This window comes from Bradyrhizobium frederickii, assembly GCF_004570865.1.
In the GTDB taxonomy this organism is placed as follows: domain Bacteria; phylum Pseudomonadota; class Alphaproteobacteria; order Rhizobiales; family Xanthobacteraceae; genus Bradyrhizobium; species Bradyrhizobium frederickii.
In genome coordinates, this window is sequence record NZ_SPQS01000028.1 from 21,452 (window position 1) to 35,855 (window position 14,404).

At 57.7% G+C, this 14,404-nt stretch carries 13 protein-coding genes and 1 tRNA gene; 6 read left to right on the top strand and 8 right to left on the bottom strand.

The annotated features are described in order from the left end of the window. Positions 1–249: 249 nt before the first annotated feature. The 3 genes from E4K64_RS33520 to E4K64_RS33530 form a co-directional block, all read right to left on the bottom strand. Positions 250–876 carry a helix-turn-helix domain-containing protein gene (locus E4K64_RS33520; RefSeq protein WP_135167160.1) on the bottom strand — a complete coding sequence of 209 codons (627 nt, stop codon included), beginning with the start codon at positions 874–876 and terminating at the stop codon, positions 250–252. A gap of 199 nt (positions 877–1,075) precedes the next feature. Next, the gene (locus tag E4K64_RS33525; protein WP_135167161.1) at positions 1,076–1,297 is read right to left on the bottom strand and encodes a helix-turn-helix transcriptional regulator; all 222 of its coding nucleotides are present in this window, start codon (positions 1,295–1,297) and stop codon (positions 1,076–1,078) included. A gap of 90 nt (positions 1,298–1,387) precedes the next feature. Beyond that, on the bottom strand, positions 1,388–2,236 hold the full coding sequence (locus E4K64_RS33530; RefSeq protein WP_135167162.1) for a hypothetical protein: 849 nt from the start codon (positions 2,234–2,236) through the stop codon (positions 1,388–1,390). A gap of 359 nt (positions 2,237–2,595) precedes the next feature. Between E4K64_RS33530 and E4K64_RS33535 the strand changes: the two genes are divergently transcribed. From E4K64_RS33535 to E4K64_RS33545, 3 genes are all read left to right on the top strand, one after another. Next, positions 2,596–3,039: a DUF2924 domain-containing protein gene (locus E4K64_RS33535; protein WP_135167163.1), complete on the top strand. Its 444-nt coding sequence runs from the start codon at positions 2,596–2,598 to the stop codon at positions 3,037–3,039. Beyond that, a complete protein-coding gene (locus E4K64_RS33540; RefSeq protein WP_135167164.1) occupies positions 3,036–4,415 on the top strand; it encodes a recombinase family protein in 1,380 nt (459 codons plus the stop codon). The genes E4K64_RS33535 and E4K64_RS33540 overlap by 4 nt, the downstream gene beginning before the upstream one ends. A gap of 65 nt (positions 4,416–4,480) precedes the next feature. After that, a complete protein-coding gene (locus E4K64_RS33545; protein WP_235884858.1) occupies positions 4,481–4,873 on the top strand; it encodes a hypothetical protein in 393 nt (130 codons plus the stop codon). A 309-nt stretch (positions 4,874–5,182) separates the two neighbouring features. On the opposite strand, the gene E4K64_RS41325 is transcribed toward E4K64_RS33545, so the two are convergent. Further along, positions 5,183–5,662 (bottom strand): hypothetical protein, encoded by a 480-nt coding sequence (locus E4K64_RS41325; RefSeq protein ID WP_235884859.1) that lies wholly within the window; start codon positions 5,660–5,662, stop codon positions 5,183–5,185. 27 nt (positions 5,663–5,689) lie between these two features. On the opposite strand from E4K64_RS41325, the gene E4K64_RS41330 reads away from it, so the two are divergent. Next, positions 5,690–6,109 (top strand): hypothetical protein, encoded by a 420-nt coding sequence (locus E4K64_RS41330; protein WP_235884860.1) that lies wholly within the window; start codon positions 5,690–5,692, stop codon positions 6,107–6,109. Between the two features lie 397 nt (positions 6,110–6,506). Here the strand turns inward: E4K64_RS41330 and E4K64_RS33555 are convergent, their stop codons facing one another. Both E4K64_RS33555 and E4K64_RS33560 read right to left on the bottom strand, forming a co-directional pair. After that, positions 6,507–8,384: a UvrD-helicase domain-containing protein gene (locus tag E4K64_RS33555; protein ID WP_235884861.1), complete on the bottom strand. Its 1,878-nt coding sequence runs from the start codon at positions 8,382–8,384 to the stop codon at positions 6,507–6,509. Then, positions 8,377–10,719: an AAA family ATPase gene (locus E4K64_RS33560; protein WP_135167167.1), complete on the bottom strand. Its 2,343-nt coding sequence runs from the start codon at positions 10,717–10,719 to the stop codon at positions 8,377–8,379. The genes E4K64_RS33555 and E4K64_RS33560 overlap by 8 nt, the downstream gene beginning before the upstream one ends. Positions 10,720–10,853: 134 nt before the next feature. Here E4K64_RS33560 and E4K64_RS33565 point away from each other — a divergent pair, with 134 nt between their 5' ends. Further along, positions 10,854–11,402, top strand: coding sequence for a hypothetical protein (locus E4K64_RS33565; protein WP_235884862.1), 549 nt, complete (start codon positions 10,854–10,856; stop codon positions 11,400–11,402). Between the two features lie 672 nt (positions 11,403–12,074). Here E4K64_RS33565 and E4K64_RS33570 read toward each other — a convergent pair. After that, positions 12,075–12,164, bottom strand: a tRNA-Ser gene (locus E4K64_RS33570). Between the two features lie 194 nt (positions 12,165–12,358). On the opposite strand from E4K64_RS33570, the gene E4K64_RS33575 reads away from it, so the two are divergent. Beyond that, on the top strand, positions 12,359–12,700 hold the full coding sequence (locus E4K64_RS33575; protein WP_167772395.1) for a hypothetical protein: 342 nt from the start codon (positions 12,359–12,361) through the stop codon (positions 12,698–12,700). 160 nt (positions 12,701–12,860) lie between these two features. Here the strand turns inward: E4K64_RS33575 and E4K64_RS33580 are convergent, their stop codons facing one another. Continuing rightward, entirely contained in the window at positions 12,861–14,324 is a 1,464-nt protein-coding gene (locus E4K64_RS33580; RefSeq protein WP_135167168.1) for a trehalose-6-phosphate synthase, read from the bottom strand. Positions 14,325–14,404 lie beyond the last annotated feature (80 nt).

The following is a 14,404-nucleotide window of genomic DNA, read 5'->3' on the forward strand; positions in this document are numbered from 1 at the left end:
TGATATTCAAGCGCTCTCGCTCAAGGAGGCGATCCAGCCCGCCGGATTTCTTGATTGACGAGAAAAAACTCTGCGAATGGGAGTAGGGCCGGTCCGCGAAGTGGAGGCTACGGAGGAATTGACCCCCACTACCTCACGAGCCAAGTGGCTTTTTGTATTTATTTCTGAACTTTTGCGTGTGAAGGAGGAAGACCGGTCCTGCATCGGAGCTCCTAAGCTTTTGACCACCCCCCACCGCGGACCGTGAATTCACTTGCGGGCAACGCAGCGGGCAGCAAGCACCGCCTCGCCAAGCGTCTTATCGTCCAACAACCCCTGACGCTCTAGCTTTGAGAGGTAGGACCGCTGGTGATCGTTCATATCGCCAAGAATAAGCCAGCCATCAGAGCCGATCCGCTGAGCGATGCGATTCTGAACAACCTCCAGCGGCTCCAATTGCGCCTGGAAAGCCCTTAGTCTGCTCTCCACCGGAGCCCTTGCATCTGAAGGTTCGTATAAAGGTTCTAATGAAGGTTTATACCGCAAGCCGTGCGGTGCGGTTCGCCGTTGTTTTGCGGCCTGGCCGGGCCGCAGCTTGTTGGTCTCGCGTTCGCCGGCCGAACCGAGATTCGCGAGAGCGAGCCGGTAGCGGTACCCAGCGTAGTGACCGCGACGTTTGGGCATAATGACACGCTCGATCAGGTTGGCTTTCTCGAGCGCGATTGAATGCCGCTGAATCGAATCAATGGACTGTTCCGTATCCTTGGCGAGACGCTCTTGAGAAGGCCAGCATACTCCATTCGGATCAGCGTAGTTGGCTAGAGCCAAAAGCAGGGCTTTACGCCTTGTAGAGCCGGTGAATTGTTTGATCGCCCAAGCTGTAGCCTGCCAACTCATGGGCAATCATCCGCTTCCGCGTAAATGGCCTCACGCGCTTCCGACTCCTTTCGAAAGGTCCCTAGAAGGCGGTCATCTCTATCGAATGCCTCAATTATCTTGTCTACTTGGATATATCGACCGAGTCGCTCTCGACCAAAGTAAACGGAATATTCTCGCGGCTCTTCGGCTGGGTCAGGCGGCGTTTGGCGTTTGCTCTTCACAGCCTAGCCTCCACCGAACCGCCGCAAGTGTTGGCATCAATCCAAGCGAGGAGATCACGCCTCCGATAGCGAATAGCTCGCCCGACCTGAACGAACGGTGGGCCGGCAGCGCGAATACGCCAAGACTGGAGCGTGCGGATGGACAAACACAGGAGGTCTGCCGCCTCCTGTTCTCTCAGTAGGGCGTCAAGGTCTTTTCGTGTATTCTCGAGGGCCATGTCGATACCGCATTGTTTCCGATGCAGTAAGACTGGCTACGTTGGAGCCCTGAAAATAGCCGACGCGATCTCGAAGTGCGGTGAATCGAACTACGATCGCTTACGCCGGGGGCCTGGACGCTCCCATAGGTATCGCTGCTCTTCGCTCAAGCTACTCAGAGCGTTGGCCCGGCATCTTACAAACTCTCGCGCGCTGAGCGTTCCTGGCCACTTGGTTTCGGCCTCGCTCCAGAGCTGATCATTAGACATCGGCTCGATTGTTCGATCGGACATCATGGCGGACAACCAATCTAGGCATTCGCGACGGGATTTCTCTTTGGTCTGGATCTGCTTTCGCGCCCTCGTCGGCTCGGGACTTAGTTCCGCGACGGCCCTTTCACTGATCACTGCCTGCTGGTCTGGGAGCTGGAGCCAGACTCCTGTCCATACAGGTACAGGACGATGATTCCGCATCTCGCAAACGGCGCTATTCTGTACGTCTATCAGGAGGTCCGATCGCGTCCACTGGCCCCTCCCGATTGGAGCCTCCAAGCCAGTAGCTGCCGCCGTGCCGATGGCGATGAGATCGCAGCGCACAAGGAGGCTTGTAAACGAAACGATTCGTTCAGCGAGCCTGCGGGAAGCGGCAATCTCTTGATCGGAAGGGCTCGGCAACGGGTCACCCAAGAAGACGATGGGTTGACGAACGAAAGCGTGGGCGATGGTTTCCGCGGTGGCGTGCAGAGGCCAGTGGAAGTCAACGAAGGAGCCTGGAAACTGCCCTTCCGAAAACACCGCCGAATTGGTCCGCGAGACCTTCCGACCAAGGTCGGCGACTTCTTCGTCCTCCAGCACGTGCTTGCGAAATGCCTCGGCAACCGTCAGCCCATTAAGAGAGTTTGACGCACCTTGAGCTTCCGTTTGCTCACGTTTTCGAGCATCTGGATTTTCGACCAGCATTGGCAGGCTCCGAATCAGTCGCCCAATTTTGCCCCACCGAGGTTCGAGTGAAAGACCGGGCCAAGGGCTCTTCCCCAGAGAAGCACGCCTCATCGATTACGCCCAATTGCGATGCAATGCCGGCTTCTACCGTTTCATATGAAACTGTTGGACCATCGAGAGGACTGCGCCGAGTAACGGCGCATGACTACTCAAGACGATAACACCCTACCAGAGCTCGCCACCATCCTCGCCGCAGGTCTCCTGCGTCTTTTGGAGCGGAAGTCCAGTCAAAATTTGCGCGGTGAAACAGAATCTCTGCTCGACTGTGGTCGGCCTTTTGGGGGTGATGTCGCTCGCAATGTCGAGGAAATTAACCCGTGAAAGAGAGCGTTTTGTCGCAGTTAGCGGCCCTAAAGGGCGCCTCCGCCCCCGTTCTAAAGGCCCGTTGGCGCGAGCTTTTCGATACCGAGCCGCCCGCCTATAACCGCCGCTTCCTGGAGAGCCGGCTGGCTTACCGCATTCAGGAATTGGCCTATGGCGGCCTGTCTCGCGAAACCACCGAGCGGCTCAAAGCCATGGCCAAACAGTATGCCGACCAAAAGCCGGCAGACCGCAAGGCCCGACCGCTGCTGCGGCCAGTCGCCGGGACCAAGCTGATTCGCGAATGGGAAGGCGTGGAGCACTGCGTCACCGTCCGTCACGACGATTTCGAATATCTCGGCCGCCCCTACAAATCCCTGTCCTCGGTCGCCCGACAGATCACCGGCACCAAATGGAATGGCTGGGTCTTCTTCGGCCTTAAAAATTCGCTCGGCAAATGACCGCCCGCAAGCCGCACAAGCGCCCAAGCTCCCTTTTCGCCAACTCCTTCGAGAGCGCAGCCCCCGGCCGACTCGCAGTCCGTAAAGTCCGCTGCGCGGTATATACCCGCAAGTCCAGCGAAGAAGGCCTCGACATGGACTTCAACTCGCTCGACGCCCAGAGAGAGTCATGTGAGGCTTACATCGTAAGCCAGCGGGCCGAGGGGTGGACGCCGGTTTCCGACCGCTACGATGATGGCGGCTTCTCGGGTGGCACTCTCGAAAGACCTGCCCTGAAACGACTGCTCGCTGCGGTTAAGGCCCGCAAGATAGACGTCATTGTCGTCTACAAGATTGACCGACTTTCACGCTCAATGCTCGACTTCCTCAATCTTGTCGAACTGTTCGAACGCCATGGGGTGACGTTCGTGTCCGTAACCCAATCCTTCAACACCAAGGATGCCATGGGACGGATGGCGCTGAACATCCTGGTGACCTTCGCCCAATTCGAGCGCGAGCTGATCGGAGAGCGCATTCGCGATAAGGTCGCGGCCTCTCGGAAGCGCGGCAAGTGGATGGGCGGCTGGACGCCGCTCGGCTATGAAGTCCGCGACCGCAAATTGTTGGTTCATGAGGTCGACGCCGAGCGGGTTAGATCAATTTTTCGGCGCTTCGTGCAGCTCAAGTCGGCGACCCTGCTGGCCCGCGAGCTGGTCTCTGCCAACGAACGAACCCGCTACGGACATCTCCTGGATAAGGGGGTGTTGTATAAGATCCTGCACAACCGCGTCTATCTTGGCGAGGCCGTTCATAAGGGCACGTCATATCCAGGCGAGCACGAAGCGATCATCGACCGCAAGCTGTGGGATCAGGTTCACGCTATTCTCAAGCAAAGTCCGCGCAAACGCGCGAACAACAGCCGGGCGCAAACTCCCGCCCTGCTCAAAGGGCTGCTCTTCGGGCCGGACGGCGCGGCGATGTCTCCGACACATACCCGCAAGTCGGGCCGGCTCTATCGCTACTACATCAGCCAGACGGCGATGAAGCAGGGCAGATCAGATTGCCCCGTCAAGCTGGTGCCAGCGGCCGAGCTGGAGCGAATCATCATCGATCAGGTCCGCCAACTACTGCAAACCCCTGAAGTCATCGTTCAGACCTGGCGCGCCCTACGTAAGCAATCCGCTCGAGTCAGCGAGGCCGAAGTGCGGAGCGCGCTACTCGGCTTTGACGAGCTCTGGGGTGAGCTGTTTCCGGCCGAACAGGCGCGCATCGTCGAGCTGCTCGTCGAACGCGTCGACATGCACGCCGAACGAATGGACATCACCTTGAAAATCCAGGGTCTAACCTCGCTGTCCTCCGAACTACAACCGCCGCCCTTCCAGCAGGCCGCCGAATGAACCGACCGACGACCCTCTCCCTTGGACCTGTTGGCCGACCCAAGCTCAGTCGGGATAGCCGAACAATGGTCGTTAGCATCCCGATCTCGTTCCGCCGGCAGGGCGGACGCAAACGCGTCGTAACTCCTGCTAATGCGGAGGCTTGGTCTCCGCCGAAGCCGCAGGTCGACAACACGCTGATTAAAGCCGTGGTGCGGGCCCATCGCTGGCGCCACATGCTGGAATCAAACCTGTTTGGTTCGGTGCGAGAGCTCGCCAAGGCTGAGAAGATCAACGAGTCCTATCTCTGCCGGGTGCTTCGCCTTACCCTGCTCTCCCCTACCATTACCGAAGCCATCTTGAATGGGCTTCAGCCGGACGGGCTTGAGCTCGCGCAGCTGTTAAAATCCATCCCAGCTGAGTGGGGCCAGCAGCAGGCACTGATCAGCTCATCCGCCCGGAAAGCTGGAAGCCGCTAAGGCTCCTCCCAAGCTGGAAACGGGGCGGGCGTGGATTCGCACATCGGATGTTATGGAACCTTCTGAGAACTGCACGTTACTCGGTTCAGTGATTACACGGCTATAGTACGCTTGCGATTAGCTGCGCTTTCAGAGGCTGTTCTCACCAAAATACCTGCACGATAGCTGGTAGGACTTTCTGACCGATAGCCAGTTTCGACAAAGCTGCGAGGCGCCGCGCATTCACGGTTGGCCCGTTTGCTTCGCAGAGAAATGATCACAATCGTTATGCGACCGATGGCACTCGCTCGGGTGCGTTTCGGCTCGCGCTCAGGATTGCTGTTTCTTCCACTGACGATGCTGCTCACGAAGCGCAGCTTCAGTCGCGGCAAGCTGGCGATCGTAGTCCAGTTCGCCGGGGCTTTTGGCAGCCACTTGCGCAGAAAGGATAAGGACCCGCCACGCCGCGTACTCGTGAAATGGGTTTAGACCGATAACGTTACCGAGCGTGAGATCACTCGGCACGGGCGCCAACAACAGCCTAGCGAAGGCCGCGATGGCAGCATTCATATCCCAATTAGAGACGAACAGAACCAAGGCGCACAAGGCAAGCAATGCGACCGGTGCTCCTTTTAACCTAAAGGACTCAGGACGCACCCTACCAATATCGATTCCGCCATTCACCGCGACGAAGGCGGCAAGCGAGACCGCTGCGTCGTAGTAGCGCTGAAGCACGGTCGGATCGAACACCTCGCGCTGATAATGTTTCCGAAGAAGTCCTCCCGCTTGTCGACAAACCGCGTCGTCCATTGGCACACCTCTTATCAGAGCGAACAGATGCTGATGATCCTCGGTGAACTGAGATTTAGCCGCGGCTTTCCAATTAAATGCGGGCATTTCCGCCTGAGCTGGATGGAATATCCAACGCTGGTAGCTCGGATGACGATGGAGTGCTCGCGTCCAGGAAATAGCTTCTGGCGACGTTGTCAGAGTGAAGCGACTGGCAGACTTGAGATCGAAAAACCATTGGCGCATTTCCCGAACACGCCTTTGGTCAAACAACCCTTGCTCGATACCCTTGCATACGAGGAGCCGTACAGCCCTTGTTTCTGTGCTCTTCTCCGAACCAAAGTCGAGGAGGCTTGCTTGCGCGGATCGATCCTCATCATCGCTGTAGAACTCGCAGAATGGGTGGTGGGCGTTGCCGCCGTTGGGATCGACGAACCTGAAATGGGCCTGCCGGAGAACGGCTCTTGATCCGCGCGGCGATCTTGAGGAGCGAACCACGCGAGCACCGAACTTACCGCACGATGAGCATTGGACATCGGAGCGGATCGAATCGCCAAATGTGCTAAGAAGCTCGGCCCCATCACGTTCCGACGTCGGCTGTAGACCTGTCATTAACATCGCGAGCTGGTCGACATCCAGCTCGCGAGCGAATCTAACTGAAAACGCGGTCGCGGGCATTTACCCCCCTATTGATCTTTTGCGTCGGGCGGACGCCGATCGAGGCAACAGTACACGACATACCAGCACTAGCTTGAGGACCTTATAAACTTACGTTCGCCTCGCCCTGCCTGACGCGTCCAGCGATCGACTGAACTTGTTGGCCATACCTCGGGGGCCGCGACAGCAACACCACTTGGTCCACAGCTCAAATCACAACTATCTCGGCCTCGCTTGCGTCGAACCAATGACGCTCGACGACATGGCGCAGCAGATCCTTCGGCGCTTTTGTATAGCAAACGATGGCCAAGCTTTCCTCCGCCCGACTGCACGTGACGTAGAGGAGGCGTCGGGTTCGGTCATTACTAGTCTCTAAGCCCGCGGCTAGATTCTTGCGGTCCGTATCACTGGGCGGTTCGACCCCAAAGAGCTTGTCGTACTTGAACAGGAAGCCCCGCGCTTCCTCGTCACTTACAATCACCATCACTCGCGGAAACTCGAGACCCTTGACACCCTGGTGTGTACCAAACGGCGACCTTCCGCTGACGTACTCATCGTAGGCTTCAATTTGTTGAAAGTCGGTGCCTAGCATCTCGCGCCAGGCCAACACCTCACTGGCCTCTCGCTCTTCGGTGTCATCCGAAGAACCAGCCTCCAGCGCTATAAACGGCGCCAACGCCTCCGGAACATCAAAGAGGCCGCTTGTCGCAACATTCTCCAGCACCTCCCGGAATGTCGGCTTGTTCGACGATGTGAATAGGCCAAGTAGAGCATCTGATGCGTTCTTGGCACGCTTGAGCTGTTCACTCCCCCCTGATTTAAGAGCCTCAGGAGTGAGCAGAGGCGAAGACTCGCGAACAATGCTAGCGAGAGCAAAAGCATCATTTGCCTGAAGCGCCTTGACCGCCGGCAGCACCTGTCGACTGAAGAAGTTCAACGACGGAGACGTTCCTTCGAGAAGCGAGGTCTGAATGCGGCTTTCTCGATAGAGGGGGCGAAACATCTCAGCAAAGCCAAAGCGCACTGCCGCCATATGGTGTTCTAACGTTAGCGTCTTGAAATTGCGAGATTGATCTTTCCAGGCTTGATCGCCTGTGATCTCTGCCATTCTATCGACAACATGCTGCTCGACGCGCTGCTTGTCGCTCGCGGATTCCTGAACCGCAAACAATCTGACACATCCCTCTGGCTTGTCCGAACGCCCAATCTGAACCACATCATCCACTTCGCTGCGAATGCGGTTGAGCAGGCGAATAACCCGTTGAGGACACCTATGGTTCATAGCTTTTCGCGGAAAGACCCAGCCGTGCAGTCCTTGGCCCAAATCGACCTTCCCATCAGCGTAGATGCGCTGCATCGTGTCCCCGAGTAAGCCAAGCCCAAAATGCTCAGCATTGTCGCGCTGAACTTTCAGCAAAGCTTCCATTAGATGACGGTTCGTATCCTGGCTCTCGTCCACCAGCAAAATCGGGTATCGCGAAACTAGAAGGCGCTGAAGCGTGCTTTTTGACGTGAGAAATTCTGATGTTATGGCGATCACCTCGGCATGGTTCAAAGCGTCTCTGGTTCGATTGTCTCCGGTCGGGCTGTAAACAAACTTTACGATTCCATCGAGAGCGGCTAGGCGCCGCCTGCGGCTTTCTAGCGAACGAACATTTTCTTGGTAGGTTTTTGTCGACCTGTTCTTCGTACCGGCGATAGTTGTTTCAAGCTCAGCAATCCGCTTGGCCAGTGAATTCCGGACCCACATCCGGATGTCTTCATTGTGCCCGGATATGAGGGACCAGGCGAAGGCATGTATCGTCGAAACGTCAATGCGTGGATCGTAGTCTAATCGGCGGAGAATCTCGTCGCATGCCGCATTGGTATAAGTGATGACACCAAGCTTTTGCCTCGACAGTGTTAGGCGCCGCCCAGAGCTCTGCCGTACGTGATTGATGGCCTCAACCAAGGAACGAGTCTTTCCCGAGCCGGCACCGGCAAACAGGAAGAAGCTTTTGGGGTGATCCAAATCCAAGCAAGTCGCAATGACCTGATCGGCGTCTGAATCGCGATGATCGTCGTCACTGCGCAGAGGGTCAGGCAACTGCAACCTCCGTTTGGGTTGAGAGCAGCTCAACCTGCTTTCTTCTCAATTGGCTATCGAGCCAATCGAGGCCCTCTCCGATGTAGCCCGGAATTTTGAGACTTTCGAAGTCCTCGGCCACCAGTATATTCAGTGCAAAAGCCCCCTTGTCGGCGTTGTTTCGGAGCGCCTCGAAGAATTGTTCGCCGATCTTTGTGACGTCAGTTGCTCCAGCGATCGCTTCCCGGAACTTTCGGACTAGGCCCGTGCCCTCGAGGCGCTCGAAGAACGCCATATTCTCAAACGCTAGCGCATCTTCGAATGTGTAAGGCAAAGCGACTTGTGCCGTCGCCGCGGTCTCCGGCCAAATAACCTGGACCGGCGTTTGGTACGCTACACAGACCTCGTGCATCAGATCACCTGATAGCTTCTTGATCACGGCGCTGTCCAGCAACTCATCAAGGCTCGATTTCCGCGGCAACCAAGTTTTAAGCGTGTCATTGTTCGTCGTAAGCCCGGCGCCCAGCCTCGGCTGAGCGGCATGATAGGTGGTCTTCTCTTTGGCCGTATCAGTTGCAGGAGCTACTTTCTTCTCCTGGGCATCGAGATCTGTGATCACCAACGTGGTCAGCCCGAGATGATGAACCAGCGGCTTGAGCCTGTGCGCATGGCTACCACCGACCTCAAGAATAGTAACATACCCTTGGTCGACCCTTGGAAATCCGCGACGGATAAAGTGAGGAAGTAACACGCGCTCGGCAGTTCCCTCCACAAGGATGAGAGCATCAGCAAAGAATAGGTCGGCGTGCTGGGCGCGCAGATACCGGGCGACAAAGCGCGAGGTCTCGTCCGATTGTCCGAACGCGTTCGTGAGGTTTACGACGATTGAGATTGGAATCGCAACACCGTTCAAGCCGGCGGGAAGGCGTCGGAAGTACCTCAAGCAAGCATATTCGATCTCGTGAGCGAGGTGACTGGAATGCGTGCTGACAACTAGCTGCGTCCTTAGCAAGGTGCTGGAACGCAAATCCGGGTGTGCCCGGAGGACGTCGTAGGCTTTTCTGATAAATACTTGCTGGACTTGCGCATGTAGGTGCGCTTCCGGCTCTTCAATGAGAACGAGATGCAAGGGCTCGAACTCAGTTGCTTCGGGCTCACGCGCGGCCTTACCAACCCGCATCCATGCATCGCGAAAGCTCATTAGTCGGAAGATCATGGAGATAAGGTTTTGATACCCGAGGCCATTGTTCGCCTCCGGCAGCCTTGCGACCGGCACCAATTCGCCGCCTTCGCAGACCACGTCGATTTCGAAGGTGATGGCGGTCTGGTGGTTCAGACCGTCTACTGGGTGTAATCGGGTAGCTACCCGCGGTTTGGGATCCGCGACGCCGGGGTATCCCAACCCCTCGACCTCCAGGAAAGCGGACTTGAAGCTTTCGGTAAGGCGCAGGTCGAATGCTTGCTGGGCGGCTTCGATCGCTTGAAGCGCATCCAGATCACTCGCTTCCGGATATTCAGAGGGATCGAGGTGTTTTTGATAGTAGGCCCGCAGCTGCTCGGACAAGCGTCCTGGTGAGCGTCCTGCCAGACCGTCCTCATCCTCTCGCGCATTTACTGGGCCGCCAAATCCTCGCTGAGCGTTGATCTCGTTTACTCGTATCAGGCCGGTGAGCGGATCACCGTCGAGCGCTGGAACGAGCTGCGTGAGCTGCTGAGGTGCGGCAATCGAGTTCGCCGGTTCGACCAGCTTTGATGGATCAAGCGGATAGGCTCTTACAGTTAGATATTGATTTAGCCGACGCGTCAGAAAATCCATCATGTCCGCCGGCCAGATTGTAAGTTTCCTCAGCTCCCCTCCTTCAGATCCCATCAAAGCACCGGCGCTAGCCCCTCTTATGGCAGCCGCGTCCGTCATCGCTTGCACGAAGGCCTTCTGAAATTCCGCGGGATCCTTCGGCTCCAGTCTCAATCGGACCCCAAGCAAACCACCATTCCAGTCCAGCGTTGGCACCAGCTTGCTGACGTGGTGAAGCTCGGTTGGAGCGACCCGTAGCCAAACATCGATCGCCGGAAGATGCGGTGTCCAGATATCGAGGCTGAGGTTTGGTGCGGCTCCGCTAGCGTGCGCCGCCATCCAATCTGCCCCGATCTTGTTCAGCGCCCCCCACTGCACAAGCGTAATGTCATGGACTTGAAATTGGCGATGTCTTGGGATGAGGAAACGCCGCATCGCCAGCATGGCCGACGTCTTACCGCTGTTGTTTGCTCCCACGAATAGGGTCTTTTCCTCGGCAAGGTCGATCCGGACAGAAAGCAGCTTTCTGAAATTGACGACTTCAATGAGACTTAAGTACATTTTCGCTGGCCCTCCCAAGCGGGGCAGAATATTCTGAGGGCACTATCTATAATACTAAATTTTCAGAGCCTATCGGAAGAGTTGTGGATACGCTACCAGCCATCGAATAGCACAGAGCAGTGGGACAGAAGGCCGTGAATGCAACGACTGATGGACCTCCCGATGCAGTTAGCGAGGGAGCGGTGGCCGATGTTGAAAATTGGGTGATGCTGGAAGAGCACGAGGCGAGCCAACAAGAAAAGATGTTTGAGGAAGCCCATCGGCGAGCCACGGAACGGATCAAGGCGTACGAGGAGTGTATTATTACCGTCCTTAAAGGTCACTTGGCCGCTGAACAGGCTCTCAATTATTTGCTGACCGCGGGTAAGCGACGAAAGCGAGGTCGGAAATTTGCCGGCAAGATGTACGTCGCCAGAGGGCTCTTCGTCGAAGAGATGACTAAGGAACTCTGGAAGTTACTCGAAGTCGGCAACGACTTGCGGAATTCTATCGCTCACGGCGATAAGCAGGGCACAATCGACAACCGGATTATCGAGCTCCGCAAAGCCTTTATCGACGCGAACACGCCCGAGCAAAAGAAGCACATTGAAGCGATGAGCGAACCGCAAATGATAACAATGGCATTCAGCCAATGCAGCAGCCACATCACGGTGGCGGCCGACAGGATCGAGCGCGCAAGCTAAACAGTAATATGAGCCGCCCGCCGGTTGCTCGACAAGCTGAGCAGACGTGGTGGTTCGAGGCGCCTAAGGAATGATAGCTTTTGTTGCTCCGGTTTTCAGACGACGTTCGAAGTCGCAAAGTAAGTATTGGCTTGGCTGTCTATCCCGATGGCTGGAACTTCAAATCCCACGCCTGAGCGCGGTCATCAAATTTCGCTCACAGAGTCGATTGCTGCCTCTCGTTGGCAGTCGAGCGGCGCAGCTTCAAGACGACGCTCTTCTGTGCAAGAGGTGCTCGCCTAGTTCTGAGCACATCTGGTGGCAGCCGTGGTAGCGCCGGTCTCCGCCAACCGTCTTTGCAAAACGGGAATTTTTGGAATACAGCCGGGGGCTTTCTGTCCTTCGAACAGGCATACGGACATCTAGGTCCTGAGACCAAGTCGAAGCGACGAAAAGTCTATGTCGGTTGAGCGAGAGGGATGCAAACCGCTCCGGAGCGAGCCATTGATTTGCCGAGAAATACCGTACTAGACCAATTTTGGGAGTTCTAGGATTCGGAGAAAATTCGGTTCTCCAGCTTCATTCAAGCCCGGTTTGTATAATCGATGGGATTTCTCCGTCCGCGGAAAAGCAGGAAAGTGGCCGAGTTTCTGGCCTGTCTGCGGCTCCAAGTACGGGATGATCTTGGTGGGGTGGCGGAGAGAGTGGGATTCGAACCCACGGTACGGTTTCCCGCACACACGCTTTCCAAGCGTGCGCCTTAAGCCACTCGGCCATCTCTCCGGAGCGCCCTCTCTTGAAGGGGCGCCGACGATTTTGCAAGGGATCGCAAGGAAAACCGGCGAATTTTCCGCAAGCTATTGTATTTACACCACAATATTCGGCGCTGCAGATGCTCTGATCGGCCTGCAGGCTGAACCCGTGAGGTGTTTGGCGCGACGATTCAGTTGAGGATAGCAAGCGCGACCGAGGGAGCCATGACCATCCGCAAGACCATCTTCGCCCTTGGCCTGATTTCGGCCCTGGGCTCCGCCCTCGCGGTGTCCGCTGCCGCCCAGGTCTGCACCCGTCAAGGCGTCGATGTCAGCTGCGACGACGGGCGGCGCGGGGTGTTGTCGGGCGATGCCATCATCTGGCCGGACGGGACGCGCTCCAGCTCGGCGCCGCATCCAAGCGTGATCATCGGCAACAAGAGCTCGGTGCATGTCGGCACCGGCGTGTTCGTCGGCCAGGGCAAAGGCATGGTGCCGATGGACGATCCCAACGCGCCGAACAAGCGGCAGTGCGCGATTCTGGATGGGGTCTCGTATTGCTATTGAGGGCCAACCTCGCCCCGCTTGCGGCAAGAGGTCGGATTGCATCGAAGATGCAATTCGGGTGAGGGGGACTCTCCGCGAATCCGACTATCACCTCTCTTGCGGAAGCGGGCCGCTCACCCCGACCCTCTCCGCCGTAAGAACGGGGCGAGGGAGAAGAAAGCTAAATCAGCCTTACGCCTGAGATCGCCGACTTCAGCCAGCGCAGCGCTTGCGGCGGTTGCGCGGCGAGCGGGGCGACGGCGGCCTTCTCGGTGCGGCACTTCTCGAGCGCGGCGACGAAATCGGCCGACCATTGCTGGATGGTGTGGCCGCGCAGCTTCTTCATCATCGCGTCCCAGCGCAGCTTGCGCTCGGTGAGCGGCATCGATGCGGCGACCGCGATCGCGCGCGCCATGCCGTCGATGTCGTGCGGATTGACGAGCAAGGCGGTATCGAGCTCGTTGGCTGCGCCCGCGAACTTCGACAGCACCAGCACGCCGGGATCGGCCGGGTTCTGGGCTGCGACATATTCCTTGGCGACGAGGTTCATGCCGTCATGCAGCGGCGTCACCACGCCGACCTGCGCTGTGCGGTAGAGACCCGCGAGCACAGCCTGGCTGAAGCCCTTGTTCAAATAGCGGATCGGCGTCCAGTCGACCTCGCCGTGGCGGCCGTTGACGTCGGTGACGAGGCGCGCGACCTCGTTCTGGAGATTGCCATAGGCCTCGATCGCACCGCGCGAGGGATTGGCGATCTGGAGCAGCGAGATGCTGCGCGCGAATTGCGGCTGCTCGGTCCAGAGACGGTCGAACGCGCTGATGCGGTTGACGAGGCCTTTCGAATAGTCGAGGCGGTCGACGCCGATGGCGAGCCGCTCGCCGTTGAGGCTGCGCCGCAGCCGCGACACGTCTGGATGCGAGGCCGATTTGGCGGCATAGGCTGCGAACTTCTCCGCATCGATGCCGATCGGAAACACTTCACAGCGCGTGCGGCCATGCTGCGAGATCGCAACGCCGTCCTCGATGGCAAGGCCGAGCTCGCCGCCGACATAAGCAAGGAAGTTGTGGCGATCCTCCTCGGTCTGGAAGCCGATCAGATCGTAGGCCAGCATCGCCGTGATCAGTTCGCGGTGGTTGGGAACGCCTTGCATCACCGCAGCGACGGGCCACGGCGTATGCAGGAAGAAGCCGATCGGGTCGTCGACGCCGAGATCACGCAGCTCGGCGCCGAGCGCGAGGAAATGATAATCCTGCACCCAGAACGCGGTCTTTGTTTTTCGGAAGCGCATCAAGGCGCGCGCCATGAAGGCGTTGACCTCGCGATAGCTGACATAGTCTTCGCGCGAAACGCGGATCAGGTCGCTGCGCGAATGCAGCGCCGGCCACAGCGCCGAATTGGCAAAGCCCTCGTAATAGCCGCCGTAATGCGCCGCCGGCAGATCCAGTGTCGCGATAGCGCCCGCGCCGAGCGCTTCGATCTCAGCGAACGGTTCCTTCTGATGGCCGTCCCGTACCCGGCCTGAAGACCCCACCCAGATCGCACCCGAATGTTCCACAACCGGCAGCAGCGCCGCCGCGAGGCCGCCCGTCATGGGCTCGTTAGGTTTGCCGCGCGCGACGCGATTTGAAACGACGACTAGGTTCACAGGTCGTCCCCTCCTGTTTCATTCCACCCGTTTAACTGCCGTTCATCAATATGGTTCCTGATCATCGTTTCAACCAATTG